The organism is Pseudarthrobacter quantipunctorum (assembly GCF_045291495.1).
In the GTDB taxonomy this organism is placed as follows: Bacteria; Actinomycetota; Actinomycetes; order Actinomycetales; family Micrococcaceae; genus Arthrobacter; species Arthrobacter quantipunctorum.
In genome coordinates this window covers 256,170-281,874 of the sequence record NZ_CP148033.1, presented here as the reverse complement: position 1 = coordinate 281,874, position 25,705 = coordinate 256,170, and the positions used below count along the sequence as shown (strand labels likewise).

The 25,705-nt window shown below is 66.5% G+C and carries 26 protein-coding genes; 13 read left to right on the top strand and 13 right to left on the bottom strand.

Annotation, left to right across the window (positions count from 1 at the left end):
• Positions 1–29: 29 nt before the first annotated feature.
• Together WHH00_RS01285 and WHH00_RS01280 are read right to left on the bottom strand one after the other, a co-directional pair.
• Positions 30–2,039 carry a rhamnogalacturonan lyase gene (locus tag WHH00_RS01285; RefSeq protein WP_406635828.1) on the bottom strand — a complete coding sequence of 670 codons (2,010 nt, stop codon included), beginning with the start codon at positions 2,037–2,039 and terminating at the stop codon, positions 30–32.
• A gap of 208 nt (positions 2,040–2,247) precedes the next feature.
• Complete coding sequence (locus tag WHH00_RS01280) at positions 2,248–2,751, bottom strand: Lrp/AsnC family transcriptional regulator (RefSeq protein ID WP_406635826.1); 504 nt, start codon at positions 2,749–2,751, stop codon at positions 2,248–2,250.
• Positions 2,752–2,842: 91 nt separating this feature from the next.
• Here WHH00_RS01280 and WHH00_RS01275 point away from each other — a divergent pair, with 91 nt between their 5' ends.
• Together WHH00_RS01275 and WHH00_RS01270 are read left to right on the top strand one after the other, a co-directional pair.
• A complete protein-coding gene (locus tag WHH00_RS01275; RefSeq protein WP_406635824.1) occupies positions 2,843–3,937 on the top strand; it encodes a histidinol-phosphate transaminase in 1,095 nt (364 codons plus the stop codon).
• On the top strand, positions 3,934–4,611 hold the full coding sequence (locus WHH00_RS01270; protein WP_406635822.1) for a YitT family protein: 678 nt from the start codon (positions 3,934–3,936) through the stop codon (positions 4,609–4,611). Before WHH00_RS01275 ends, WHH00_RS01270 begins: the two co-directional genes overlap by 4 nt.
• A 36-nt stretch (positions 4,612–4,647) precedes the next feature.
• Here the strand turns inward: WHH00_RS01270 and WHH00_RS01265 are convergent, their stop codons facing one another.
• Positions 4,648–5,589 carry a hypothetical protein gene (locus WHH00_RS01265; protein WP_406635820.1) on the bottom strand — a complete coding sequence of 314 codons (942 nt, stop codon included), beginning with the start codon at positions 5,587–5,589 and terminating at the stop codon, positions 4,648–4,650.
• Between the two features lie 199 nt (positions 5,590–5,788).
• On the opposite strand from WHH00_RS01265, the gene WHH00_RS01260 reads away from it, so the two are divergent.
• Positions 5,789–6,127, top strand: a complete 339-nt coding sequence (locus WHH00_RS01260) for a hypothetical protein (protein WP_231453773.1) — start codon at positions 5,789–5,791, stop codon at positions 6,125–6,127.
• A 33-nt stretch (positions 6,128–6,160) separates the two neighbouring features.
• Here WHH00_RS01260 and WHH00_RS01255 read toward each other — a convergent pair whose 3' ends face one another.
• Complete coding sequence (locus tag WHH00_RS01255) at positions 6,161–7,096, bottom strand: threonine/serine dehydratase (RefSeq protein WP_406635818.1); 936 nt, start codon at positions 7,094–7,096, stop codon at positions 6,161–6,163.
• Positions 7,097–7,103: 7 nt separating this feature from the next.
• The gene (locus WHH00_RS01250; RefSeq protein WP_406635816.1) at positions 7,104–7,364 is read right to left on the bottom strand and encodes a hypothetical protein; all 261 of its coding nucleotides are present in this window, start codon (positions 7,362–7,364) and stop codon (positions 7,104–7,106) included.
• 245 nt (positions 7,365–7,609) lie between these two features.
• Here WHH00_RS01250 and WHH00_RS01245 point away from each other — a divergent pair, with 245 nt between their 5' ends.
• Positions 7,610–8,215, top strand: a complete 606-nt coding sequence (locus tag WHH00_RS01245) for a dTMP kinase (protein WP_406635814.1) — start codon at positions 7,610–7,612, stop codon at positions 8,213–8,215.
• Positions 8,216–8,289: 74 nt separating this feature from the next.
• Here the strand turns inward: WHH00_RS01245 and WHH00_RS01240 are convergent, their stop codons facing one another.
• Both WHH00_RS01240 and WHH00_RS01235 read right to left on the bottom strand, forming a co-directional pair.
• Positions 8,290–9,138 (bottom strand): hypothetical protein, encoded by an 849-nt coding sequence (locus tag WHH00_RS01240; RefSeq protein ID WP_406635812.1) that lies wholly within the window; start codon positions 9,136–9,138, stop codon positions 8,290–8,292.
• Between the two features lie 126 nt (positions 9,139–9,264).
• Positions 9,265–10,116, bottom strand: a complete 852-nt coding sequence (locus WHH00_RS01235; protein ID WP_406635810.1) for an IclR family transcriptional regulator — start codon at positions 10,114–10,116, stop codon at positions 9,265–9,267.
• 157 nt (positions 10,117–10,273) lie between these two features.
• Between WHH00_RS01235 and WHH00_RS01230 the strand changes: the two genes are divergently transcribed.
• Together WHH00_RS01230 and WHH00_RS01225 are read left to right on the top strand one after the other, a co-directional pair.
• On the top strand, positions 10,274–11,572 hold the full coding sequence (locus WHH00_RS01230; protein ID WP_406635808.1) for an MFS transporter: 1,299 nt from the start codon (positions 10,274–10,276) through the stop codon (positions 11,570–11,572).
• Positions 11,573–11,695: 123 nt separating this feature from the next.
• Positions 11,696–12,448: a GntR family transcriptional regulator gene (locus WHH00_RS01225; protein ID WP_406635806.1), complete on the top strand. Its 753-nt coding sequence runs from the start codon at positions 11,696–11,698 to the stop codon at positions 12,446–12,448.
• A gap of 18 nt (positions 12,449–12,466) precedes the next feature.
• Here the strand turns inward: WHH00_RS01225 and WHH00_RS01220 are convergent, their stop codons facing one another.
• Both WHH00_RS01220 and WHH00_RS01215 read right to left on the bottom strand, forming a co-directional pair.
• Complete coding sequence (locus WHH00_RS01220; RefSeq protein ID WP_406635804.1) at positions 12,467–12,925, bottom strand: PTS glucose transporter subunit IIA; 459 nt, start codon at positions 12,923–12,925, stop codon at positions 12,467–12,469.
• On the bottom strand, positions 12,925–13,155 hold the full coding sequence (locus WHH00_RS01215) for a glucose PTS transporter subunit EIIB (protein ID WP_013602544.1): 231 nt from the start codon (positions 13,153–13,155) through the stop codon (positions 12,925–12,927). Before WHH00_RS01215 ends, WHH00_RS01220 begins: the two co-directional genes overlap by 1 nt.
• A 230-nt stretch (positions 13,156–13,385) precedes the next feature.
• Here WHH00_RS01215 and WHH00_RS01210 point away from each other — a divergent pair, with 230 nt between their 5' ends.
• The 5 genes from WHH00_RS01210 (at position 13,386) to WHH00_RS01190 (ending at position 19,395) form a co-directional block, all read left to right on the top strand.
• Positions 13,386–14,636, top strand: coding sequence for a PTS transporter subunit EIIC (locus tag WHH00_RS01210; RefSeq protein WP_406635802.1), 1,251 nt, complete (start codon positions 13,386–13,388; stop codon positions 14,634–14,636).
• 79 nt (positions 14,637–14,715) lie between these two features.
• Positions 14,716–15,495: a glucosamine-6-phosphate deaminase gene (gene nagB / locus WHH00_RS01205; RefSeq protein WP_406635800.1), complete on the top strand. Its 780-nt coding sequence runs from the start codon at positions 14,716–14,718 to the stop codon at positions 15,493–15,495.
• On the top strand, positions 15,480–16,277 hold the full coding sequence (locus WHH00_RS01200; RefSeq protein ID WP_406635798.1) for a copper homeostasis protein CutC: 798 nt from the start codon (positions 15,480–15,482) through the stop codon (positions 16,275–16,277). The genes nagB and WHH00_RS01200 overlap by 16 nt, the downstream gene beginning before the upstream one ends.
• Complete coding sequence (locus WHH00_RS01195) at positions 16,267–17,520, top strand: N-acetylglucosamine-6-phosphate deacetylase (protein WP_406635796.1); 1,254 nt, start codon at positions 16,267–16,269, stop codon at positions 17,518–17,520. Before WHH00_RS01200 ends, WHH00_RS01195 begins: the two co-directional genes overlap by 11 nt.
• Before the next feature lie 54 nt (positions 17,521–17,574).
• Positions 17,575–19,395, top strand: a complete 1,821-nt coding sequence (locus tag WHH00_RS01190) for a DUF222 domain-containing protein (RefSeq protein ID WP_406635794.1) — start codon at positions 17,575–17,577, stop codon at positions 19,393–19,395.
• A gap of 223 nt (positions 19,396–19,618) precedes the next feature.
• Here the strand turns inward: WHH00_RS01190 and WHH00_RS01185 are convergent, their stop codons facing one another.
• From WHH00_RS01185 to WHH00_RS01175, 3 genes are all read right to left on the bottom strand, one after another.
• Entirely contained in the window at positions 19,619–20,536 is a 918-nt protein-coding gene (locus WHH00_RS01185) for a Rieske 2Fe-2S domain-containing protein (protein WP_406635792.1), read from the bottom strand.
• Between the two features lie 118 nt (positions 20,537–20,654).
• Positions 20,655–20,954, bottom strand: a complete 300-nt coding sequence (locus WHH00_RS01180; protein ID WP_231453788.1) for a putative quinol monooxygenase — start codon at positions 20,952–20,954, stop codon at positions 20,655–20,657.
• A 38-nt stretch (positions 20,955–20,992) separates the two neighbouring features.
• A complete protein-coding gene (locus tag WHH00_RS01175) occupies positions 20,993–22,399 on the bottom strand; it encodes a cation:dicarboxylate symporter family transporter (protein WP_406635790.1) in 1,407 nt (468 codons plus the stop codon).
• Between the two features lie 238 nt (positions 22,400–22,637).
• Between WHH00_RS01175 and WHH00_RS01170 the strand changes: the two genes are divergently transcribed.
• Positions 22,638–22,943, top strand: coding sequence for a hypothetical protein (locus WHH00_RS01170; protein WP_406635788.1), 306 nt, complete (start codon positions 22,638–22,640; stop codon positions 22,941–22,943).
• Entirely contained in the window at positions 22,940–24,637 is a 1,698-nt protein-coding gene (locus WHH00_RS01165) for an amidase (RefSeq protein ID WP_406635786.1), read from the top strand. The genes WHH00_RS01170 and WHH00_RS01165 overlap by 4 nt, the downstream gene beginning before the upstream one ends.
• Positions 24,638–24,669: 32 nt before the next feature.
• Here the strand turns inward: WHH00_RS01165 and WHH00_RS01160 are convergent, their stop codons facing one another.
• The gene (locus tag WHH00_RS01160; protein ID WP_406638460.1) at positions 24,670–25,698 is read right to left on the bottom strand and encodes an Lrp/AsnC family transcriptional regulator; all 1,029 of its coding nucleotides are present in this window, start codon (positions 25,696–25,698) and stop codon (positions 24,670–24,672) included.
• Positions 25,699–25,705 lie beyond the last annotated feature (7 nt).

The following is a 25,705-nucleotide window of genomic DNA, read 5'->3' as shown; positions in this document are numbered from 1 at the left end:
GGCGGGCGGCGCTTTTGCCTGTTCTTGTGTTACTTGCCGGCGCCCGTGTAGACCACCGACGGCGCGCCCGGGGTTTCCATGCCTTCGCCGATGAAGAAGCTCGGGTGCGGCGGCTGGTTGTAGGCCACGTTTTCACGGGCCACTGCGGTGCGGTAGACGGTGTCGTGCATCAGGGTGCGGAGCCGGACCTCGGTGGGTGAAGTGCTGGTGTAGATCCGCAGCTCGGTGCTGTCCGACGACGGGAAGGCCAGTTCCTCGCGCCAGTCACCGAGCAGGTCTGCCTGCAGGGATGGGTTGCCCTTGGTGTGGTTGTTGGTGCGGGCGCCGGTGACAGTCAGCAGCCTCTCGCTGGACCCGGTTTCCCAGTTCCACTTCGAAATCGTGGGCACGCCCACGCCGGCGGCAGCGTCGAAGTCGTGGTCCACGATCTCACGGAGCAGGTCGCCGTCCCACCAGGCCATGAAGTTGGCGGCGGGGATGCTCTCGGCGATCAGCTCGCCCTTCGCTGACATCAGCTGGCCCCGCGGGGAGTTCCAGGAGGCGTCTCCGCCTACCGCCCAGCCCTCAGCGCCTGCATAGCGGGGATCGATGTCCCCGGCGGCACCGCGGCCGGTGTCCCGGATAGCGGGGATGCTCCAGAGCACCTCACCGGTGGCGGCGTCGCGGAAGGTGGCCCCGCGGTTGCCGCTCTGGCTCATGCTCTCGTGGACGGCGAAGACCTCCAGCCCGGGGCGGGAAGGATCAAAATCGCTGGTGTGCATCGCATCGCCGTGGCCCAGCTTGGTGTTGTAGAGGACCGAGCCGTCGTCGTCGATGGTCATGGAGCCGAAGACGAACTCGTCCTTGCCATCCTGGTCCACGTCAGCCACGGACAGGTTGTGGTTGCCCTGGCCTTTGTACTCGGCGCCGGCGATGTCCGAGTCGAAGGTCCAGCGCTTCACCAGCTTGCCGTCCACCAGGTCATAGGTGGCCAGGACGGTGCGGGTGTAGTAGCCGCGGCTGAACATCATGGACGGCTTTTCGCCGTCGAGGTAGGCGACGCCGGCCAGGAAGCGGTCCACGCGGTTGCCGTACCCGTCGCCCCAGGCGGAGACGTTGCCGCGCGGCGGATCGTAGGCGACTGTGTCCATGATGGTGCCGGTGGCTCCGTTGAACACGGTTAGGAACTCCGGGCCGGACAGGACATAGCCGGCGCTGTTCCGGTAGTCCGCTGCGGCGTCCCCGATCACGGTTCCGGCCCCGTCGGTGGTGCCGTCCGCCGTCTTCATGGACACTTCAGCCATGCCGTCGCCGTCGAAGTCGTAGGCCAGGAGCTGGGTGTAGTGGGCGCCGGCGCGGATGTTGTGGCCCAGGTCGATGCGCCACAGCCTGGTGCCGTCCATCTTGTAGGCGTCCACGTACACGTTCCCCGTAAACCCGGGCCGCGAATTGTCCTGCGCATTGGAAGGGTTCCAGAGCTGGATGATTTCGTAGCTGCCATCCCCGTCCAGGTCCGCGACGCTGGAATCGTTGGCCGAGTAGGTGTACGGCTTCCCGTCCTTGCTGACGCCGTCGGCGGGCTTGTCCAGCTTGATGGGCAGGTAGTCCTGGGCCAGCGGGGTGAATTCCGCGCTGAGCTTGTCCTGCCCGTTGCCGTTGCCCACGGTCTTGATGACATACGTGGAGGCAGCGGTTCCGGACGGGTCGACGTAGGTAGTGGTGTTGCGGATGGGCTCCTCGGTGAGCTGGACGCCGTCGCGGATCACGTGGAAGCCCACGCTGTCCTGGTCCAGGCCCAGCATGCGCCAGCCCAGCGTGACGCCCTGGTCCGTGAGCACGGCGACGGGAGCCCGGTCCAGGTTCTCCACCTGGCGCTTCAGTTCAGCCTTGCCGGACTGCCCTGGTGCGGTGCCGGGGTTGGCGTGAGCCAGAGGTACGCCGGTGAATGCCAGCGCGGCGGCCGTGAGCGATGCCGCCGCTGCCAGCGGAGCGGCCTTCCAGCCACGGCCGGACCGCAAACCTGGACGGGGCGTGGGGGAACATTTCGAGGGATAAGCCAAAAGAACATCTCCTTTGATGCGGCGGCAGCTGAGTCTGCCGCGCGACAGTTTGGAACGTTTCACTTCATGCGCCAGTCCCACCCGTATGGGATGGGTGGGGTGGCTGCACTGTGGAAGAAAGCGTTTTCTGCCCTTAACTTTTATCAGCGCTTTACAAGCTTGGTCAAGGGTTTGACGGGACTCTATGGGAGTTATTGTTCCATTGCGTTCAGTTCACGCGGGCGTCGCCGCGCGTCTTTCCGGCCGCCGCCTGCAACAGCGGCAGCGTCCTGGCGGGCATGACTTCCACCAGGGACATGGCTGTGCTGGTACGTACGACGCCGGGAATCGCCAGCATGCTGCGGGTGACCCTGTGGAGGTCCGCCGGGTCCTTCGCGGCGACTTTCGCGAGCAGGTCGGCATCGCCGGTGGTGGCATGCATTTCGATGATCTCGGGGATAGTGCGCAGCGCCGCCATCGCCTCATCGCTGGAGGACTGGCTGATGGAAATGGAGATGAACGCAATTAGCGGGAGCCCCAGGGCCCCGGTCCGGACACGCTGGCTGAACGGGGCCAGGCTTCCATCGGACAGCAGGCGGCGCAGGCGGGCATGGACCGTGTTGCGGGCAACGCCCAGGGACCGCGAGAGGGACAGGACCGTCGCCTGCGGGTCGCGGTCCAGTGCCAGGAGGATATCCGCATCAAGGGAGTCAAGGAGGTGCATACTGAGCATTTTGCCACCTCCTTCGGTGCTGGACGCCGAATCTGTCCTGCGAAAAGGGGCTGTGTTGCGCACAGCAGAAGAGATGTCCCACGATGCTTGAATGACCAGCACCCTTCCCGAAAACGCGGCACCCGAGCTTCGTGCCGCCGTCGCACAGCTTCCCGCCTATGTAGCCGGAAGGAGCGCCGCATCCGAACTGACGGCCGCCCTGGCCTCAAACGAAAGCCATTTCGCTCCGCTGCCGTCCGTTGTTGACGTGATCTCCGCGGAGGCCGGCCGCATCCACCGCTATCCCAGCATGGGGGCCGTGGAGGCGCGCGGGGCCATCGCCAGGCATCACGGCGTCACCACGGATGAAATTGCCGCGGGACCGGGAAGCTCGGGAGTGCTGCAGCAGATTATCTCCGCGGTGTGCGGCCACGGTGACGAAGTTGTTTTCGCCTGGCGTTCCTTTGAGGCGTATCCCATCCTGGTGACCGTGGCCGGCGCCGTTCCTGTCCCCGTTCCACTGCTGGACAGCGAGCAGCATGATCTCGAGGCCATGGCAGCGGCGATCACGGGCCGCACGCGGCTGGTGATTCTATGCTCCCCCAACAATCCCACCGGAGTGTCCATCGGAGCGGAGGCCCTGGAACAGTTCCTGCAGTCCGTTCCGCCGCAGGTCCTGGTGGTCCTGGACGAGGCCTACATCGAGTTCCAGCGCGGCCCCGGGCTGGACTCCCTCGATTTCTACCGGCGGTACCCGAACCTCTGCATCCTGCGGACCTTCTCCAAGGCCTACGGGCTGGCCGGGCTCCGGATCGGCTACGCAATTGCCCGCCCCTCGGTGGCGGAGGGGCTGCGGCGCACCGCGATCCCGTTCGGCGTCAACCGCATGGCGCAGTCCGCAGCCGTGGCGTCGCTGGCCGCGCAGGACGAGATCCAGGCACGGACGGACGCTGTTGCCGAAGAACGCACCCGGGTTGTTGCCTGCCTGCGCCGGTCCGGCTGGGACGTCCCGGACAGCCAGGCTAACTTTTACTGGCTGCGGGCATCGGACGAGCTCCGGGAACAGATCCTTGCAGCACTTTCCGCCGCCGACATCCTGGCGCGTGGATACGTGGGCAGCGGCGTTCGCATCACCCTGGCGGACCGGGAGACCAACAACCGCGTGCTCGTCGTCCTCTCCGACCGCCGGAGGTTCGCGGACCAGTGAGCGCACCCACCGCACCCACCGCTCCCCCGGACACCAGGGAAACAGCGACGGCGGCACCCGGCCCGGCGCCGTCGTCGTCCGCTGTCCGCCACTCGGCCGTTGAGGACGTCCTGGGAATCCTCACTGGGACGTTCGCTGCCTCGCTCGGCCTGTTCCTGCTCAAATCCAGCGGGGCCGTAACCGGCGGAACCGCCGGGCTTGCGCTCCTGCTCAGCTACTCGCTTCCCCTGTCCTTCGGCGTCATCTTCATGGCGGTCAACGCGCCCTTCTTTGCCCTGGCGGTCTGGAAGAAGGGCTGGAATTTTGCCCTCCGGACAGGGGCCGCCATTGGCCTGGTGTCCGCCATGTCCAGCCTCCACCCGGCAGCCATGGCCGGCGTCCACATCGATCCCGTCTACGGTGTGCTGGCCGGCAACCTGCTTGCGGGCGTGGGCCTGCTCATCCTGTTCCGGCACCAGTCCAGCCTGGGCGGCTTCAATATCCTTGCCCTGCTGCTGCAGGAGAAGCTGAAGTGGCGCGCCGGGTACGTCCAGATGGTGCTGGACGTGGCCATTGTGCTCGCGGCCCTGGCCCTGGTGTCCCCTGTCATGGTGCTCCTCTCGGCAGCAGGGGCCACGTTGCTGAACTTCATTCTCGCCCTGAACCACCGCCCCGGCCGCTACCTCGGAAGCTGAAGGCGGCACCCGGGCAACAACAACCGGCATCCAGTCCTAGTCCCAGGCCGGGACCAGGACCACTTCGTACCGGGTTGGCGGCGGCTGTTGTCCGAACTTCGCGTTGACCGCGGCGAGCGTATCCCCGAACCTGGCCACCGTCGTCGGGACGTTGAAGTGCTTGCTGGTGATGACGTCCTTAACCCTGAAGGAAGTCAGGTCACTGGACAGTTTGAGGCGGCTGACCTGATTGGCCATGTTCTGGACCGCCCATACGGTGCGGTCCTTCACCAGGATGCCATCAATGAATTTGAGGTCCGGCCCCTTGATCCTCTTGCTCTTTCCCGTGCCGGGATCCACGGTGTAGAGGGCCTGGTTTTGGGTGTGGGCCACAATCAGGACGTCGCCGTCCCCGGCTGCTGCGATGCCGTTGAACCCGAACTGGCCGGGTTGTAGCGGTCTGCCCGCCTCACCGCCCACTTCCAGTGTCTCCACGTCCGCTGCTTTTCCGAGCTCGCCCCGCCCGCTCACCGGGAGGAAATAGAGCTCGGGCGCGGCTGAATTGGTAAACCAGGCGCCGTCGCGGGTGAGGGTGACGTCATTGATGAAGCCGGGGGCAAGGTCATATTCCTTGACCGGCTTGCGGGTGTCGGTGTCGTAGACGTACGCCTTGCCGGAAGTACCGCCGGCCACAAAGAGCAGGTCATTGCGGGTATCCGCCTTCATGCCGACGGCCATCCGGCCCTCGGGTGCGTCGATGAAACGCTTGGCCTTTCCGTCACGGATGTCGCCGCGGAAGATATCGCCGGTCAACAGTTCTCCGGCATAGAAGGTTGTTCCCTCACCGGCCGCGATGCCTTCGGCCGAGCCGGCCCCGCGGAGGACGATGACATGGTCCCCGGAAGACGTGGATGCGCCTGCCGGCACTGCCGTGGGCAGCAGCAAGGCTAGAAGCGCGATAAATCCACCAACGGCACGGCGTCGTACTGTTTTGCGCATAATAGTTCCTGGATTGGGCTGGTGCGCGGGGCCCAATCTGCGGCAGCTCCGCACGATGGTGGTCCCATTTTAAGCTCCCCCACGGAAGCCCCGCCAGAGCTCGGCGCCCCCTTCACAGTCGAGGGGGCAGGGCCTGGGACCGGCGTATGGTTCGGGATTCTGCTTACAATCGAAACCTCAATCAACTACTGAGGGATCCATGAAGAAATTCGCCACAGCCCTGATCGCCGCCGGACTCGTTGTCTCCGCAACCGCCTGCACCACCTCAAACCAGCTCACCACCGCGGAAACCTGCGAGCGCATTCAGTCCGTTGTGTCGAACCCGGCCAACAACGCCGGCAAGACCGGCATGAACCGCCTGGCAAACCAGATCCGTCCCATCCACGCCGTCGCCTCGGACGACCTCAAGGGTGCGCTTGAGTCGATCATCGAATACACCGATGAGCAGGCGAAGGAAACTCCGGACGAGGACAAGCTCGCTGAGCTCACGGAAGGCTACGAGGAAGCCGGCAGCACGTACAGCCAGTTCTGCAGCTGATTTCTGCTGACAGCGCGCTGCCGCCTGACCCGGCTACGTGAGGGTGGCCGCGTCCGTGTTCGCACCGCAGAGTATGACCGCAACCCGCTCGCCCAGGCCCGGCGCGTAGGCCCCGGACGTGAGCGCTGCATAGGCTGCGGCCGCGCCGTGTTCCACGATAATCCGGTAGCTGTCCCACAGCTTCAGGCGCGCTTCGGTGATTGCGGCGTCGGACGCCAGGACGCTTTCGACGCCGGCGCGGACCGCCACGGAGAAGCCGATGTCACCGAGGCGGCGGGCACCCAGGGAATCCGCATCAACTCCCGAGACTGGCACGTCAACCGGTTTTCCGGCCGCCAGTGCAGCGTTCAAGGTAGGGGCCGATTCCGGCTCCACGGCTACCACCTTGGCCCTGCCCTCCACGGCCGCGGCGATTCCCGCCATCAGCCCGCCTCCGCCGACCGCTACCAGGACGGTGTCCACCCCGCCCACCTGGTCGAGAAGCTCCAGCCCCACGGTTCCGGCGCCGGCGGCAATTTCGGGCTGATCGTAGGCATGGCAATAGACGGCGCCGGTTTCCCGGGCATGCTCGATGGCTGCCTGGTATGCGTCCGCGTACTCGGCGCCGCCCTGCACCACCGCCGCTCCGATGGCTTTGAGCTTGCGGACCTTCACGGCAGGGGCTGCGTCAGGGACAAACACCGTTGCGGGCACGCCAAGCTGTGCAGCCGCGTAGGCGTTGGCCAGGCCGGCGTTGCCGCCGGAGGCAACCACCACGCCGACGTCCGGCTTCAGCTCACCGCGTTCCTTGGCGGCCAGGACCCGGTTGAGGGCGCCGCGGGCCTTGAAGGTTCCGGTGTGCTGCATGAACTCGCACTTGAACCACACCGGACCGGGGAAATCCCCGGGGTCAGCTTCCAGGACAGGCGTCAGCCGGGTCAGGCCTGCCGTCCGTCGCGCTGCCTGTTCCACGTCGGCGCGGGTAATCATAAATGCGTCAGACCTCGTCGTCCCAGGTTCCCGGTTCCTGCAGGGCGTCCTCGGGCTTGTCCTCCTGGGACGGTTGGCCGCTGCCCGTGTAGGACGCCGGGACGGTCCCGGCAGCGTGGGCCTGCTGCTCCTCGCGGATATTGCCGGCACCGGGTAATTCCGGGTGCTGGCCGCCCTGCGGTGCCTGCTTGGCCTCCTTGGCCGCGTCCGGGTCACCCGGGCCCCGAAGGTCTGCGGCGTTCTGCGGCTCGTCATTGCTAGCAGTCATGGTTCTGCCTTTCGCTCGGGAACTGCGGCGTTCGGCCCGGGCCTGTCCCCGCACCGTTCTCCAGCCTACGGGCTGACCCTGCCCGGCAGCAGGAAGTGGCGGACTGGAGTCTGGCTGGCTCCCCCAGCCGGGCCTATGAAAAGCAGGCCCGAACCTGTGAAATGGGCCGTGAACCTGTGAATTGGGACTCAGCCGGGACTTCCACGGCATGCCCTGCGTTAAACCCTCTGGCGGAAGGAGGCCACTTGCTTATTGTCCTGACCGGAATCGACGGTTCCGGGAAGTCCACGGCCGCCCGTGTCCTGGTGTCCGCCGTCCTGGCCGACGGCGGCACGGCAACGCTGTTGAACAACCACGCGGGCAGGCGCAGCATGTCAGTCCTGGGCGCCAGGCTGGGCTTCCGGCTGCCCCGCCGCGTTGCCGACGCCCTGGAGACCACGTTCCGGGTGTGGAACGTGCTGCTAAACCATCTGCGCGCCAGCCGTACTGAGGGCCTGGTGGTGATGGACCGGCACCTCTACTGCCAGCTGGCACTGCGGGCCACCAAGGGGCTGCCGCGGGGCCGCCTGCTTCCGTGGCTGCTGGGCAAACTTCCTGCCCCTGATGCCGTGGTGCACCTGGAAGTTGACCCCGGCGTTGCGCATGAGCGCATCGCGGCACGTGGTTCGGATACCGAGACGCTGGAGGATTTGGCGGCTTTCGCCCACGCCTACCGTCAATTGCCCGAGTACGGGAGCTTCAAAAAAATGGACGCTTCGGTCCCCGTTCCGGAGTTGGCGCGCCGCCTTGCCCGGGTGGTGCACGAATTGGGGCGGGCCCCTACGGAGGGCCGGCCCCCGGTGGCCATATGACCACACCCAGGCTGTAAGAGACAGAAGGCGGGCGGACCCAGGGGTCCGCCCGCCGTCCTGCTGCAGGGAAAGTTCTAGTTAGACGCAGTCGGTGAAGGCGAGGTCATCTCTGTTTCCTCGGGCTCGCTCTCAGTCTCGGAAGGAGAGGCTGACCCGCTCGGTGACGACGTGCTGGTGGAACCGGACGTGCTGGTGGACGTCGGGCTGGACGTTGCGCTGCCGCCGTCGGCCTTTTCCAGCACCTCGTTGATGAGGTCCTCAAGTTCCTTCTGGTCCGGATCGCCCAGGTCGGCGCCGCTCTTGGTGGCAACCACCAGCAGCCGGCCCTCGGCAGCGGAGACCTGCATCAGCTTTTGCTGGTTTTCGCCACTGCGCGAGCTGAGCGTGGCGAAGGTCTTGTCAGCATCCGTGTCCGCCTGCACCTCCTCGCTGGTCACCTCGTAGGTCTGCCCCAGCGCCTCCACGGAGAAGGTGGCGCACTGGCCCATCTTGCCGCTGATCTCATTTAGGACCTCGACGGCGTCCGGCCCCTCGCTGCCCGACTGCGCGGACAGCGTGCGCGGCTGGTCGCCTTCGGAGAGCGCGACGGCGATCTCGCCGCTTTCCACAGTATCCAGCAGTCCCGCCGTGGCAATGTCCTTGCAGTCCTCAGGATCCACGGTTGCCGTGCTCAGGAGGAGGTTGGCGATGTTGCCGCCCTGGTCCACCTGTTCCTTGGAGTACAGCTTGAGTTCGTTGCCATCCTCGTCCGTCATGCCGGAGATCATTTCGCGGAGCTCATCCTCGGTGTAAACCTTCGCCTCAGCCGTTGGGGAGGGCGTTTCCGAGGCGGACGGGCTCGCAGCTCCGCCCCCGCCGCCCGTGCAGCCAGCAAGGGCCATCATTGCCACCGTCATCAATCCAAGCGCAGGTACTTTTCGCATTGGTACAACCCCTTTTGGAGATAGGAAGCATACTTAGTGTTTATCAGCTTATGGCGTTTGGCCGCGGCGGAACAAGAGCGGAGCCATAACTTTCCGGCAGAACTCCTGCCAGCGCAGCGCCTCGGATCAGGCACCGGGCGGAGCTGCCCCCACTGGCCCCGGGTGCCGCCAGGCACCGCTTGCCAGCGGCTTATGGCCCAGGTTCCGGGATATTGCCCGGGCGGCGGCGCGGACCAGCGGAACCAGCTCATGGGACGGGGTTGATGCATCGGGGACCACGATGGAGAGCGCGGCCACCACAGCGCCATCTGCTCCGTGGATGGGGGCTGCGACAGAAATGGTCCGGGAGGGCTGGGCCCTGCGGACGACGGCGGCGCCGGACTTTTTCACGCCCGCCAGCGCCGCGCGCAGTCCGGCAGAGGAAAGATCGCCAGTGCCCAACTCGGCGGGGGCAGGCTGGGCAAATATCTCCGCCTGCAGTTCGGCGTCGGCATAAGCCAGCAGGACCTGCCCGACGGCGGTGGTGCGCAACGGCATCCGGCCGCCCACCCTGTAGGCCACCTCAGTTGCCATACGGGAGGAAAGCCTGTCGATAAGCACGGCGTCCCGGCCTTCAAGAACGGACAGCAGCACATGGTGCCTTGTCACCTCATACAAGTCCTCGAGGTACGGCAGGGCCACCTGGCGCACACCGTGGCCGCGCGGCGAGAGCGAGGCGATCTCCCAGAGCCGCACTCCGACCACATAGCGTCCGTCCTCAAGGCGCTCCAGCGCACCCCATTCAGTCAGGTGCCGGACCAGCCGCAGGCATGTGGCCGGTGACAGGCCCGCCAGTCTGGCCAGCTCCGAGAGGCCCAGGGCCCTGCGGTGCTCGGTGAACTGCGCCAGCAGGCTGAGCGCCCGGACCAGGACAGGCTGGCCCGGAACGGCCGGCTGCGCCGCGGCCCGTCCTGCTCCCGCCATTCCTGCCTCCGTCATTTGGATGTTTTCCCTTCATCAGCCTCCGGGATGTGGTGCGTGCCACAAAGTGTCTTTTCACTGAGTGAAAAGAACTTACTGTAGGGCTGGCGCCAAGGCACAAGCTGATTTACGACCGCGGCGACGGTAGCCGCCTTGACCCTGATTGGAATCAACGATGAACTCCAATGCCCCCAAAAAATCACTCCTAGGCATCTTCATCCTGTGCTGGCTCGGTCTGCTCGCCGACGGCTACGACCTCTATGTTTACGGCGCCACCCTGCCCGGGCTGATCGGGACGGCTCCGTTTAGTGTGACACCGGCGGCCGCCGGTGCAGTGGGCTCCCTGGCGCTGGTGGGGATGCTGCTGGGCTCCCTCATTGTGGGCACGCTGACTGACCGGCTGGGCAGGCGCCGGATCTTCGTCAGTGCCCTTGCCTTATTTTCACTAGCCATGCTGGCCTGCGCCATGGCACCCACTTGGGAGCTTTTCGCGGTGTTCCGCTTCATCGCCTGCTTCGGCGTGGGCGGTTTGCTCCCGACGGCGGTGGCCCTCACCAACGAGTTCGCCCCGCCCGGCAAGAAGTCCCTGGTCCTCGGCGCCGTCCTCACCGGACCCGCAACGGGCACCGTAGTGGCGTCGCTGACGTCCCTGGCGCTGCTGGAATCCAGCGGATTCCGCCCCATTTACGCGATCGGCGCGGGCGGGCTGCTCCTGGTTCCCTTCGCCTGGTTTCTGCTGCCCGAGTCGCCGTCGTTCCTGCGGACCCAACTTCGCAGTGCCGAGGCAGACCGCATCGAAGCCGCCTACGGCCTCCCCCGAACTTCGGAGGCGCCGGCCTCAAGCATCCGCATCTCGCCAACGCGTGCGTTGTTCGCGAACGGCACCGCCCGCACAACCGCACTGCTGTGGGCCATTACCGTCCTGAGCCTGCTGACCATCTTCGGCGTCAGCACCTGGCTTCCGCAGATCATGCGGACGGCCGGATACGGCGTGGGTTCCTCCGTATCCTTCCTGCTGGCGTACTCGGTGGGTGCCGTAGTGGGCACCGTCCTAGCGTCGATCGCCAGCCAAAAGTTCGGGCCCCGGCCGCTGGTAATCGTCGGCTTCGTCAGCGCCGCCGCGGCCCTGCTGCTGATGTCCGTCAACCCGCCTGCCGCAGTGATGACGGTCCTTGCCGCCGTCGCGGGCTTTGGCGGTTTGGGCACGCAGAACATGATCAACGACTACATCGCCCAGTTCTACCCCGCGGCCACACGCGCCACCGGCCTGGGCTGGGCCCTGGCTGTGGGCAGGATCGGAGCTATTGCAGGACCCACTTACGGGGCGCTGCTGGTCAGCTTCGGCGGCGGCGTTCCGGCCGCTGCCATGGCCTTCGCTGCACCCGCCCTTGTAGGCGCCGCCCTCATGCTGGCACTCCGCAGCAAGACGACACAACAGGCTCCTGTTGCCTCCGACGCCGAACTGGTTGCCTGACCGCTGCAAGCCAGCCCGCCAGTCGGGCCGGGAAGCACGCGGCAGTCCCCCCGCTGCCCTGGCTGTGGAATAATCCGAGGAAGTGGTCCTTACCGGACCGCTCCAGGATCAGGAGGAGCCGGATTGTCCGCCACACAAAGGAGCACCGCCGAGGCGGCGGGCACGGCCATCAACAACTCCCAGATCCCCAAGCACGAGCAACTGCGGACAATCATCCTCAAGCTCGCCAGGGAAGAACTGGAACCGGGCGCCAAGCTTCCCAGCGAGCGGACCCTCATGGATTCCTATGGCGTCAGCCGGATCACGGTGCGTGCCGCAATCGGACGCCTGGTCAACGAGGGGCACCTGGTCCGGGTTCCCGCCAAGGGCACCTTCGTGGCAGATTCCCCCGTGCAGTCCACGCTGCACCTCGCCTCCTTCACCCAGGAAATGGAGGCGATGGGCCACGTCCCCAGCACCGTGGTACTGGTGGCGGAAGCTGCCACCGCCCCTGAGGACACCGCCGAAGCACTGGGCCTTGCCCCTGGATCCGAAGCGGTCCACCTCAAGCGGCTCCGCCTGGCGGACGGGCGGCCGGTCAGCGTGGATGACGCCTGGTACAACCCGGAGCACGCCCCCGGACTTCTGGAGATCGACCTGACCGGATCGGTGTACAAGGCGCTGGCGGCGCAGTTTGGCCACCAGATTGACCGGGCACGGCAAAGCGTACGGTCCGAGGGCGCCCCCGCCGACGTGGGGGCGCTCCTCGGAACCGGAACGGGTGCGCCGGTGCTGGCCTTCGACCGGGTGTCCTATTCGGGTCCCCTGGCCATTGAGCATTCGCGCTCCTGGTACCGCTCGGACCGCTACTCTCTCACCATGGAAGTCCGGCTCTAAGCGGACCCGGGCGAGCGCCTAGTCCAGTGAGAACAGGGCGGCGCCGGCAGTCACGGCACCGGCTGCCAGGAGCGTTGCGGTGTCCGGCTTGGTATCGAGCACGACGACGGGACTCACCATCGAGTAGCCGGCCGCCAGGGCGGCGGCCGGGTCCACATGCATCACCGGCTCACCGGCGCCCACGGTGTCGCCTTGGGCAATCAGCAGCTTGAAGCCTTCGCCCTTGAGCTTGACGGTATCGATACCCACATGGGTAAGCACTCCCCGCCCCGCCGACTCCACCACTACGAAGGCGTGCGGCAGGAGCTTGACCACTTTTCCGGCAACGGGTGACACGACGTCGAACGCCTCCCCTGCGGGAGGCTCAACGGCCGCGCCTGAACCCACCATCTGGCCTGCGAAGACGGGATCCGGGACGTCGGACAACGGAACCACGCTGCCACTGAGGGGCGCGTGGACAACCAGCGTTTCCGGCATTAGAGCAGGTCCTCGATGTCTTCGGCCAGGTTGTCCGCCTCCGGGCCAACAATCACCTGGACTGCGGTGCCGGCGGCAAGGACACCGTGGGCTCCGGCTGCTTTCAGGGCGGCCTCGTTAACCAGCGACCCATCCTTTACCTCGGTGCGCAGGCGGGTGATGCACGCCTCGACCTCAACGATGTTGGCGGCGCCGCCCAGGCCCTCAATGATCTTTTCTGCTTTGGACATGGCTGCCCTTTCTGACGGTGCCCCGCGGAGCACTGCTTCAGCACCAGGACCGGCGGCCCAAGTGCGACCAATTATGTTCCCGTTCATCGGAACTGTCAGCGCCTGCTGGAAGATCTTCTACCTTGACAGGCACTCGTGGGATGAATCACACTGAACTGGTCATAACCAGACAGTACCGGCTGGAACCGTTTCTTCACAAGCCCCCACCCGATCCCCGCAGAGGTGTAACCATGTCAACATCCGAGACCGCCGCCCTGGCTCCAGAGAAGAAGCCGAACAAGGCCTTCGCCACCCTCCAGCGGCTGGGCCGCTGCCTGATGCTGCCCATCGCCGTCCTCCCCGCAGCCGGCATCCTGCTGCGCATTGGCCAGGCCGACCTGCTGGGCGCCATCCCCGGGTTCGAGGGCGGCGCAGCAGTCATCTCCGCAGCAGGCAATGCCGTGTTCACCTGGCTGCCCCTCATCTTCGCGGTCGGCATCGCAATCGGCTGGGCCAAGAAATCCGACGGTTCCACCGCACTGGCAGCGGTAGTGGGATACATGGTGATCGACGGCGTCTTCAAGGCCATGTCCCCGCTGGTCCTGGCCGGGCAGGTTGACCCCGCCGGCAAGCCAGCGATGATCAACTACGGCGTCCTGGCCGGCATCGTGGTGGGCCTGCTGTCCGCCATGCTCTGGCAGCGGTTCTACCGCACCAAACTGCCGGACTTCCTGGGCTTCTTCAGCGGCCGCCGCCTGGTGCCCATCCTGACGTCCGTCACCAGCCTGGCAGCCGGCGTCGTCCTTGCCCTGTTCTACCCGCTCTTCAACGCCGGCCTCTCGGCAGTGGGCGAAGCCGTGGCGGGCAACGCAGTGGCCGGTGGCGGCGTCTACGGTTTCGCCAACCGCATGCTCATCCCGGCAGGCCTGCACCACATCCTCAACTCCGCCGTGTGGTTCCTCATCGGCGACTACACCGACGCTTCCGGCCAGCTGGTCCGCGGCGACCTCAACCGCTTCTTCGCCGGTGATCCCAGCGCAGGCATCTTCATGACCGGTTTCTTCCCCATCATGATGTTCGGCCTGCCGGCGGCAGCCCTTGCCATCTGGCGCCACGCCAAGCCCTCGCAGAAGAAGATCGTGGGCGGCATCATGCTCTCCACCGCCCTCACCGCATTCTTCACCGGCATCACCGAACCGCTTGAATACTCCTTCATGTTCGTTGCCTTCCCGCTGTACATCGTCCACGCAGTCCTCACCGGCACCTCCATGGCATTGGTCAACGCCCTGGACATCCACCATGGCTTCACGTTCTCCGCCGGCCTGATCGACTTCGTCCTCAACTTCGGCAAATCGGAGAACGGCTGGCTGCTGATCCCCATCGGACTCGGCTACGCGGTGATCTACTACTTCCTCTTCTCCATCGTCATCAAGCGCTGGAACCTGCGGACGCCCGGCCGTGAGGATGACGAGGTCACGGTGGAGACGGACGCCGCCAAGTAACGGCGTTCCCCTTCCTCGTTCAAGCCGCCGCACCGGCACCCAGCGCCCAGCAACCAGCAACTGAAAGCAGCTTCACCGCATGGAAATCATCGTCCTTCCCACCCCTGCCGACGTAGCCCGCACGGCTGCAGACGCCATCGAGGAGCAGGTCCGCCGCGGCCCGTGCGTCCTGGGACTGGCCACCGGGTCCACCCCTTTGGGCACCTACCAGGAGCTCATTGAACGGCACCGGACCGGCGGGCTGAGCTTCGCCCACGCCCAGGCGTTCCTCCTCGACGAGTATGTGGGCCTGCCCAGCACGCACCCGCAGTCCTACCATTCGGTGATCCGCGACGAGTTCACGGCCAGCGTGGATTTTGCTGCGGACGCCGTGCATGGCCTGGACGGCATGGCGGCGGACCCGCAGGCCGAGGCGGAGCAGTACGAGGCGCGGATTGCCGCGGCGGGAGGAGTCGACATCCAGATCCTGGGCATCGGCACGGACGGGCATGTGGGCTTCAACGAACCCATGTCCTCTCTGGGCTCCCGCACCCGGATCAAGACGCTCACCCGGCAGACGCGGCAGGACAACGCCCGCTTCTTCGACTCCGCGGACGATGTCCCGGACCACGTCCTGACCCAGGGACTGGGCACCATCCGCGAGGCCCGGCACCTGCTGCTGATCGCCATGGGCGAGGCCAAGGCGGAAGCCATCGCAGCCGCCGTCGAGGGCCCTGTCGCCGCCATCTGCCCGGCGTCCGCGCTCCAGCTGCACCCGCACGTCTCGGTCCTGGTGGATGAGGCAGCGGCCTCGCGGCTGGCCCACCGGGACTACTACACGGACACGTTTGGACGGAAGCCGGCGTGGCAGGGGCTCTGAGCACGGGCCAGGGCTCGCCCCTTGCTGCTGTCAGCCGGCCGCAGCTGGAGCTCGCCGTGGAGAATGCCGACGGCGTCCGGCTGGCTGCCGCCGTCGGCGCGGCCCGCGTTGAACTTTGCGCAGCCCTCGCCCAGACCGAGGGGATCACGCCCAGCATCGGCATGGTTGAACAGGCCTGCCGTGTTGGGCTCCCCGTCCACGTCCTGGTGCGGCCGCGCCCGGGCAACTTCACGTACTCCAGTGCCGAACTCGACGTCATTGAGCGCGATGTCGCCGCCGCTCTGGCCGCCGGCGCCTCGGGTGTGGTGGTGGGGGTGCTCGGGGCCGACGGCGGGCCGGATGTAACTGCCCTCCGCCGAATCGTTGCTGCGGCACGCCAGTCCGACCCGTCAGCGGAAATCACGTTCCACCGGGCATTCGATGCTGCCCTGGCTGCCGGCGTCGACCCTGCTGGCGCGCTGTCCCGGCTCCAGCAGGCAGGCGTGGACCGCGTCCTGACCAGCGGCGGCAGTCCCGACTGTGCTGCCGGCCTCAGCGTGCTGGGCCGTTTGGTTGAGCTGGGACGCACGCACGCGCCGTCGGTACAGATCATGGCAGGCGGAGGAGTGACGCTGGACCTGGTACCGTCGCTGCTCGACGCCGGCGTTCACGCCGTGCACACCTCGGCGCGGCCACGCCTGGCCGGGAGCTCGGGTACGGACCGCGCAGATGCTGCCGATCCTGAGCTGGCAGCGCGGCTGGCGGCAGCACTGACAACGGGAGGCCGGAACCATGAGTACTGATGTGATACTTCGTGGCCGCATCGTCACGGGAAGCATGGACGTCCCCGACGGCATCGTGGCGTTCGACGGCGGCGTGATCACCTATGCCGGGCCGGCGTCGGGACTTGCTGGGCTTGGCTTGGACGTTGGTAAGGGCGCCGGGACTGACGGCACCTTACCTGAGGCGGCCGGGCGCATCCTGATGCCCGGGCTGGTGGACGTGCATTGCCATGGGGCGCTGGGGTCGGACTTCTCTGAAGGTTCCGCCGAAGGTGCCCGGTCAGCGGCACGGTATCTGCACAGCCGGGGAACCACCACGCTGCTGGCCAGCCTGGTCACGGGATCGCCGGAAAACCTGGTCCGGAACCTGACAGTCCTGCGGGACTTGGCTGATGACGGCCTGATCGCTGGTTCCCATCTGGAGGGCCCCTTCCTCGCGTCGGGGCAGTGCGGCGCCCATGATCCCACGCTGCTGTGCGGGCCGGATGCTGGACTTCTGGCCCACCTGTTTGAGGCGGCAGGGTCCTCGCTGGCTTCCATGACGCTGGCGGCCGAGCTTCCTGGCGCTGCAGCCATGGTGGATATGCTCACTGCGCGGGGGATCATTCCATCTTTGGGCCACACTGCGGCGGACCACGGCACCGCGGTTTCCTTCCTGGAACAGGCAGCCGCAGGACTGGCCGGGCCAGGGAATTCCACCGGGCGGGTCCGCCCCACGGTCACGCACCTGTTCAACGCGATGCCCAGCCTGCATCACCGCTCCCCCGGCCCGGTAGCGGCCAGCATCAGCGCGGCCCATGCCGGCAACGCCGTGGTGGAGCTGATTGCAGACGGAGTCCATCTGGCTCCCGAGACCGTCAAGATGGTGTTCGAGCTGGTGGGGGCGGAAAACATTGCACTGGTGACCGACTCGATGGCCGCCACTGGCCTGCAGGATGGCCAGTACCGCCTGGGTACGCTGGCTGTCACGGTGGACCAGGGCGTGGCCAGGGTGGACACCACTGGGGCAATTGCCGGCGGAACCGCTACCTTGCTGGACGTTGTCCGGTCCACGGTGGCAGCAGGTGTCCCCCTGCAGGATGCGGTCCGCGCGGCGACGGCCGTGCCTGCCTCCGTACTGGGACTGGCGCCGCAAGTGGGCGACCTCCACGCCGGCATGCGGGCTGATGTCGTCATTGTTGACCGGGACCTGCACCTTGCCGGAGTCATGCGCCGGGGCCAGTGGGTAACACCGCCGGATCAGTGGGTCACACCGCTGGAGTAGCGCTGCCCGGTTGCCTGACCCTTAAATGTCAGACCCTCCCATGAGGATGGATTCATGGAAGGCAATTCGGCGGTGGTGGAGGCGGAGGCGGTGGTTGACGCTTCGGTGGCTGCTTTTGCGGCGGTGCTCGCGGGCGGCGGCACGGCTGTTTCCGGTCATGGCGCCGCTGGGCCTGGTGCCGGCGCTGGCTGGGCTGGTGATGATCCGTTGCAGCGGGTTGCTGATGGGGCGTTGGATGTTCTGGCCGGGGTGGCCCGGTCTGAGGCGAAGCTGGCGGCGTTGAAGGCGCAGGCGGTTCAGGTGCTCGCTGCCGCCACGAGCCTGCTGAACGGTCCGCCGTCCTCACCGCATGAGGCCACGGCGCAGGAGCGGAGCCTGGTGGCCGAGGTGGGGTGTGCTCTGGTGATCGGTGACCGTGCCGCCGGTGCCCTGTTGGCTGAGTCCCATGCCCTGACCACGTCGTTGCCCCGGACCCTCGCAGCGTTGGGGTCCGGGACGATTTCCTGGGCTCATGCCCGGGAAATGGTGAACCAGGCCGTCGGTCTTGACCGGGCCGGGGCAGCGGCCCTGGAGAAGCACTTCCTGGACCCGGACACCCCCAGGCCCGCCGGAGCGGCCACGATCGGGGAGATGCCCGCCTACCGGTTCAAGGCCAAGGCCAGGACCTGGCGCGAACGCCACCATCCCGAATCGATCGAGAAGCGCCACGCCAAGGGCGTAGCCGACCGGCGGGTCGACTACCGGCCGGACCAGGACGGCATGGCCTGGCTTTCGGCCTGCCTCCCCGCGCACCAGGCCATGGCGGGCTGGAACCGGCTCAACGCCCTCGCCCGGGCCGCACAGGGACCCGACGAGCCCCGCACCCTCACCCAGATCCGGGCCGACGAGTTCGCCGAAGCGATCCTCACCAGCGGCAGCAGCCGCGGCACCGGTCGCGGTAATGGAGACACTTCCAGCCTCCATGCAGGCAACAGCGACTGGGTGAGTACAGGCAACGGCGACGGGTTGGGTACAGGCAACGGCGACGGGTTGGGTACCAGCGACGGGGCGGGTGCAGGGATGGGTCCCGCCGGGCTGTCGTCGTCCGTCCGGGCGCAGGTCCTCGTCACGGTCCCGATAGTCGCCCTGATGGGAGTGACCGATGAGCCGGCCATGCTCGACGGCTTCGGGCCGATCCCGGCGTCCATGGCACGGGACCTGGTTGCGAACGGTGCCGATTCGTTCCACCGCGTCCTTGTCGATCCGCGGGACGGGGCGCCGCTGGAGATCGGGCGGACCAGCTACCGCGTTACCAAAGCCATGCGGAACTGGCTGCGGATGCGGGACGGCAAATGCCCCTTCCCCGGCTGCAACAACAACTCACTGGATAACGAGGCAGACCACCTCCTGGCCTGGCAGCACGGCGGAACCACCGGGATCAGCAACCTCGGACAACCCTGCCCGAAGCACCACAAACTTCGGCACTCCAGCGGGTGGATACCAACACCGGCCACCAAGGACGCACCCCCTGGCTGGATCTCACCGTCCGGCCGGCATTACAAGAGCGAACACCAGGACTGGGAACCACCCCACTGGCCGGAATCTGTCATGTTGGCCCTGCCGGCGGGGTTGAATCCGGGGGAGCATCACAGCGGGCAAGTCCCCGGCGTGCTGCCCTACCCGCCCATGCCCGGCGCGTGTGCCTGCCCTGCCGCAGACCTCCTGCACCTGGAACCTCCACCGGAGGAACCTGAAGATGACAACCTCATAGACCTGGACGACATACCCGCGGACGACCCCCTATGGGACGACTTCTACGCCCTCCCGCCCGTCCTGCCCCAGGACCCCATGAGTGACTGGGACCCCATCAGGGACCGGGACCCGGCACTGACCTAGCCGGCACCAAATGCCCACAGACACGGGCAGCCCGGCGCACGGGGGTCAACAGCCCCGACCCGGGAAGACGGCCCAAGCACCGCCCCAAACCCCAGGAACCGGAGCCAGCAGACGCGAACCAGGAAACGCGTGTCAGGAGCGCAGAGCTGACCTACACCCGGGAGGGACACAGACCCTGCCCAGCGGCCCAAGCACATGCCGGACGAGCGCCTCAGACGAGCGTCTACTCAGCCCCGGGCAGGCAAACTTCCACCATGCCGCCGCTCGTGCGCGTCTCGAAGAGTGGCTGCTTCGCGGTGGCGGGGCCAGCCTGCACTTCCCCCGTCCGCAGCGAGAAGGTGCTTCCGTGCCAGGGGCACACAACGCACGGATCGCCACCGTCACCAGGGCCGCCATTCTGGCTGACCCTGTCCTGGAGCCTGCCGCCCTTGATCTTGCCTTCGTGCAGCGGCCCGGAGAGGTGGCTGCAGACATCGGACAATACGCTGACGGCATCCCCCTCCCGATAGGCAAGCAGCGGAATCTCGGCCACAACAATCTTGTGGAGCTTCCCATCGGGCAGTTCAGCCAGCGGCGCCAGCGGATGCCATCCGCTCGGGAAGCGGTGCGGGATGTCCTCGCTGTGGTTCACGCCCGCGGCCTGCCGGTACGTGAGATGGCCGCCCAGGAAACCGCCTGCACCCACAACGGCAAGGCCAAGGTAAGCAAGCATCTTGCCTCCTCCCCGGCTGCCCCGGGCTCGGGCAACCAAGGAAGCAGCATAGAGGCCCGTGGCCGTGATGTTGGCGGCAGCATGAACCAGCCCCACCCGCTGCTGTTGAGGGTGCAGTTGCGTCCAGTCGGTAAAGCCGGCCACCGCGGAAGGCACAGCGGCGCCGGTGCCTAGGCCGATCAGGAGCGCGGACGCCCTGTCGTTACCTGGCAAGGCGTCCAGCACGGCAGCGGATATCCACGCACCCATTGGCACCTGGACCGCAAGCGGATGGACGGGATGTCCAATGGGAACTCCATGCAGGACGTCGCGCGCCCACTTTGGACGGATGGCCCGTTTCACCACTTTCCGGATCTTTTTGGAAACGGGGTCCAGCCACTCGGCGTCTTCCAGGCGGGTAACAAGTTCCAGTGCAGGCAGCGGCTTCATGTGTCTCCCTTACCCCTTTGCTCCATGTCCAGTCGATGCCGGGAAGCTTACTTGCCGGGGCAGGCGCAGCACAGTGCCTCAAGGTAAGAACCCTGCAAGCGCAGACAGCTACCGGGAGCTAACGGAGCGGGGAACCCAGCACCGTGAACTGGTTGCCGCCCATTTCACCGGTGAGCAGGGGCATGGCTTCTTCAATCGCCGCCTGCACGCTCTCCAGCTCCAGGGAAGCCCGGTGCGCCTCCGGCGATTCCCACAGCTCACAAACAAACACGGTGTCCGGCACAGCGTCATTCACGCCCACTTCGTAGAGCAGGCAGCCTGCTTCCTTCAGCCCGGCCATGGGCCGGACCAGGATTGAGAGGACGGCATCGCGCTGGCCCGGCTTGGTTTCGAGGCTTCCCACATTCGCAAAGGTCATAGGGACAGTGTGCAGCACCGGGGCGGCAAACCCGGAGGCTATCTCACGGCCGGCGCTGACGCCCCCAGAGGTGAGGCTTCGACGGCGGTCCCCTCCGCCAAGCCGCCGGGCACAGGGGCTCCTGCTGGCGCCAAGGCCGCATCCGTCGTCGTGGTTTCACCGGCAAAGGCGCGGAGCATGGCCGCACGGTCAAACTGGCCTTCCCACTTGGCCACGACGAAGGTGGCGACGCAGTTGCCCAACAGGTTCACCACCACGCGCATGGAGTCCATCAGCCGGTCTGCGCCCAGGAGGAGCGCTACGCCGGCCACGGGGAAGATTCCCAAAGCACCCGCCGTGGCGGACAGTGCCAGGAACGCCGATCCGGGAACACCGGCCATGCCCTTGGACGTCAGCATGAGGACGCCCAGCGCGGCCAACTGCTGGCCGAGGTCCAGGTTGTAGCCGAAGGCCTGAGCCAGGAACAGCAGCGAGATGGACAGGTACAGCGCGGCGCCGTCGAGGTTGAAGGAGTACCCGGTGGGGACCACCAAGCCGGTGGTGGCACGGGAGCAGCCGGCATTGGTCAGCTTGGCCATGATGCGCGGCAGCACGGATTCGGTGGAGGCCGTGCCCAGGGCAAGGAGGAATTCCTCGCGGGTGTACTTCATGAACTGCCACAGCGGCACGCGCGGATAGACCCACGCCACCACGAACAGCAGGCCGATGAACACAATCGCTGCGCCGTAGCAGGCCGCGATCAGCAGGGCATACGTGCTCAGCGAGCCAAGGCCGTACTGGCCGATGATGAACGCCATGGCGCCGAAAGCACCTACCGGAGCCACCCGCATGACCCAGCCCATGATCTTGAAGAACAGTTCCAGCACGGTTTCCATCAGCGTGACGACGGGCAGGCAGCGTTCACGGCCGACCACGACGATCGCCGCGCCGAAGAACACAGCGAAGCACAGCACCTGCAGCAGGCTGTTGCTGGCAAACGCGCCCACCACGCTGGTGGGAATGATTCCAAGGATGAAGGCGCCGGCATCCTTCGGCGGTGCCGTGGCGGTTTTGGCGTTGAGGGCGTCCTGGGAGAGCGACGCCGGATCGATGTTCAGTCCCGCGCCCGGCTGGACCACATTCCCCACCACCAAGCCGAAGACCAGCGCAAACAGCGTGGCTGCCGTGAAGTAGATCAGCGCCTTGACGCCTGTGCGGCCCACGGCCTTGACGTCACTGACCGCAGCTATGCCGGTGACGATCACCAGGAAGATCAGCGGCGCGATGATCATCTTGATGAGCTGGATGAACCCGTCGCCCAAGGGGCGTAGGGCCGCGCCGATGTCCGGCCACAGGTGTCCGATCAGGATGCCGGCCACAACGGCCACCAGGATCTGGAAGAAGAGGGATTTGTAGAGCGGCTTCCTTGAAGCGGGAGGTGCTGCCGCGGGCGCGTTGACGTTCATGCCGGTGCCTGTTCGCTGGAGGACGGCGGCACGGATGCCGCAGGGTCACGAGCAACGTTAGGGATGGCATGTTTCCGGAAAGATAAATCCATAATGCGGAACTATCAATCCTGGCGGTCCGCGGACCGGGAAATATGCCGGCAACTTCTGTGACATGACACCGCCACGGGCCAGTGGAAGTATCGCTCTGTCTCAGCTGTACGGGCTGCAACACCAGCCCCGTAGAAGAAGGAGCATCATGCCCCTCACTCCCCCATCCGACGCCGAACTGGACACCATGATCCGGGCACGCCTGGCATCCCTCGGCATCGACCTCAACCAGCTACCCGCGGGAACTGCCAGCGACCCGAAGACTGGAAGCCCAGGACAGGCGTCGGTCCTGGCCAGCCTGCGCTCCTTCATGCGCACCACCGTGGCTGAATTAAGCGCCTACCAGGTGCCTTTTGCCGGTGCGGCCGGAACTGCGGACCCCGCACTCCTGTCCCAGCAGGCAGCCCCTCCCGCGCTTTACCCCTCGATCGATACTGCACGGAGGACGGCATGAACCCGGTGGACAGCGTTGACAGCCAGCCGACAGACCGCACCATTGACCGCCGGTCCTTCGTCAATAGATTTGCCGTTCTGGCAGCGGCTACCTCCCTGGGTGCGGTGGCGCTTCCCGCTGTTGCCCACGCGGCGCCCTCAGCAGCGGCACCCGCCGGGCTCAACCCGAACGCGTACGGGGACGTCCGGCCCGAAGCCCTGGCGGACATCACCGAACTGACCATCGCGGAAGCCGCAAGCCTCATCCGGCAGGGCCGGCTCAGCGCCGAACTGCTGGTGGAGGCCTACCTTGACCGGATCGGCGCGTTCGATGCGGACTACCAGGCGTTCAATTTGGTGGCCGCAGACGATGCCCTGGCAAGTGCCCGGGCCCTGGCCGGAGCCGCCTACAAGGGGCCCCTCCACGGCATCCCGCTTGCCATCAAGGACAACTACTACACCCGCGCCTACCCCACCACCGCCAACTCCTACATCTTCAAGGACTTCACGCCCCCATTCGACGCAACGGCAGTGGCAAAACTGACAGGTGCCGGCGGCATCGTCCTTGGAAAGACCCAAATGGGGCCGCTGGCCACCACCCGCGCCACCACTCCGGACGGACGCATCACCACCGTCAATGCCTGGACCCCCGGAGATCCACGGACAAATCCGGGCGGATCCTCTTCAGGCTCAGCCACCGCAGTGGCGGGACGGATGGCAACGTCCAGCGTGGGAACCCAGACAGGCGGTTCGATCACCGCACCCTCCAACGCCCAGAACCTCACCGGGCTCAAGCCGACCATGGGCCGGGTTTCGCTGTATGGCATCATCCCACTGAGCTACACACGCGACCACCCCGGCCCGCTCGCCAGGGATGCCAAGGACGCAGCCATCATGCTCACCGCCATGGCCGGGGAGGATCCCAACGACCCGCGGACCCTCGGGCTACCGCCGGTCCCAGACCTGATCACAGCCGCAACTCCAGTGAAGCGCGGCAACAAGGGGGCCATGCGCTGGGGCACCCGCGTGGGCGTGATCCCGGACTTCACCGCAGGATCCTCGGAAACCGCAGCAGCACGCAGGGCCTTCCTGGACAAGCTGGCCGGCATTGAGGGAATCCAGGTTGTGGACGTTCGGCTGCCCGAGGACTGGGAGACACTGACAAGCACAGCCTTCAACAATGTGCGGCTGCCGGAACGGAGCGAGCCGTTCCTCCCCATGCTGCGCAAGGACCTCCGCAGCTTTGGGGTGTCCGTGACCGGCTGGCTGCAGGGCTCCATGCTGGGTGCCAGCGAGTACGTCCTGGGCCAGCGCGCCAAGGTCCTGCTGCTGGAGCGCGTCCTGGACGACCTGTTCGAGCAGTGCGATGTGGTGCTGCAGACCAGCCCCAACCCCTTCGACGCGATCGGGCTGCCCGAGCTCGCTCTGCCCATCGGCTTTGACTCGGCAGGCGTCCCGGTGGGCACCATCCTCGGCGGCCAGCCGTTCGCGGAGGATCGGCTCCTGGCCGTGGCCGCCGCCTACCAGGCCGTGACCGACTGGCATCTGCGGCGCCCCGCCAACCCGGCCGGCGAAGTCCCCGAGGCGATTTCGGTTGATCCGTCCAAGTCCCGGAAACCGTTCGCCAAGAGCGCCCGTGGCAAGGTTCCGGCTGCCCCCGTTCCACAGGGCCGTGGCCGTTTCGAGGCGCACGAGGCTGCGGAGCTTTCCCAGTAATCCGGGCGGTTCAGTCCGCGAACAACGGTGGTTCAGTCCGCAGCCGGCAGCGCCGCTGACTGGACCACCACCGTTCCGCTGGATGTGGTGTCCTCGTTCAGCATCCAGCCCACCCGCTTGACCGTCCGCAGCATCACCACGCTTTCCACCAGGTGAATCCCCGGGACCTTTTGCTGGAGGGCAAGTTCGGCAGTCATGACGTCCGCAAGGGACTGCAGCCACATGATGATCACGAAGTTGGTGGGCCCTGTGGTGGAGGCACTCAGGCGGACATTCTTAATGGTCCGGATGGCGGTGGCCGCTTCCTCGTGCTGCCCCGCCGGAACGTTGGCAAACCACTGGCACGTCACCGGGTAGGAGGAATGCGCCTGGGCGATTTCGCATCGGAACAACAGGATGCCGCTGGCCAGCACCCGGTTGAGCTGCCGCTGCACCGTTGCCGGACGCCGCCCCAACTCCCGCGCGATCTGGGCCGCGGTTGCCCTGCCGTCGCGGGCCAGGAATGGCAACAGGTCCAGGTGGCTTTGCGGGAGCTGCCCCGCCTCCGCCTGATGGGCATCCGGGCCGCCCTGATGCCCGAGTGTCCGAAGCATGGCCAGCTGCGGCTTGCTCAGGATATTCAGGCGCCACTCATCGGCGCTCGTGTGAAGCCGCGTGCACAGGGCCGCCTGGTACTTGATCAGCCCCTCAATGTTCTTCAACTGGGCGACCACCGAGGCGCTGAACTCCTCCAGCGACCTGGTGACCACGGTCAGCATCAGGTCCCGGTTGCTTGCCGCTTCCTCCACGGTGACGATCCCCGGGATGCCTGCCAACTGCGCCGTCACACTGTCCCTCAGGTTCATGTCGCAATCCACCGCCACAAAGGCGAGGAGCATCTGCTTCGGATCCCCCGCCAGGTGCGCCGTCACCCACGCCGCCCCGCTTGAGGTCAGCCGTTCCCAGCGGGCTGCAAGGGTGGTGGCGTGCACCCCCAGCACTTTGGAAGCGTCTGCCCAGCCGAGCCGCGGATACGTCTGCAGCACCTGGATGAGGGCCAGGTCCTCCTCACTGAGTTCCACCACTTCC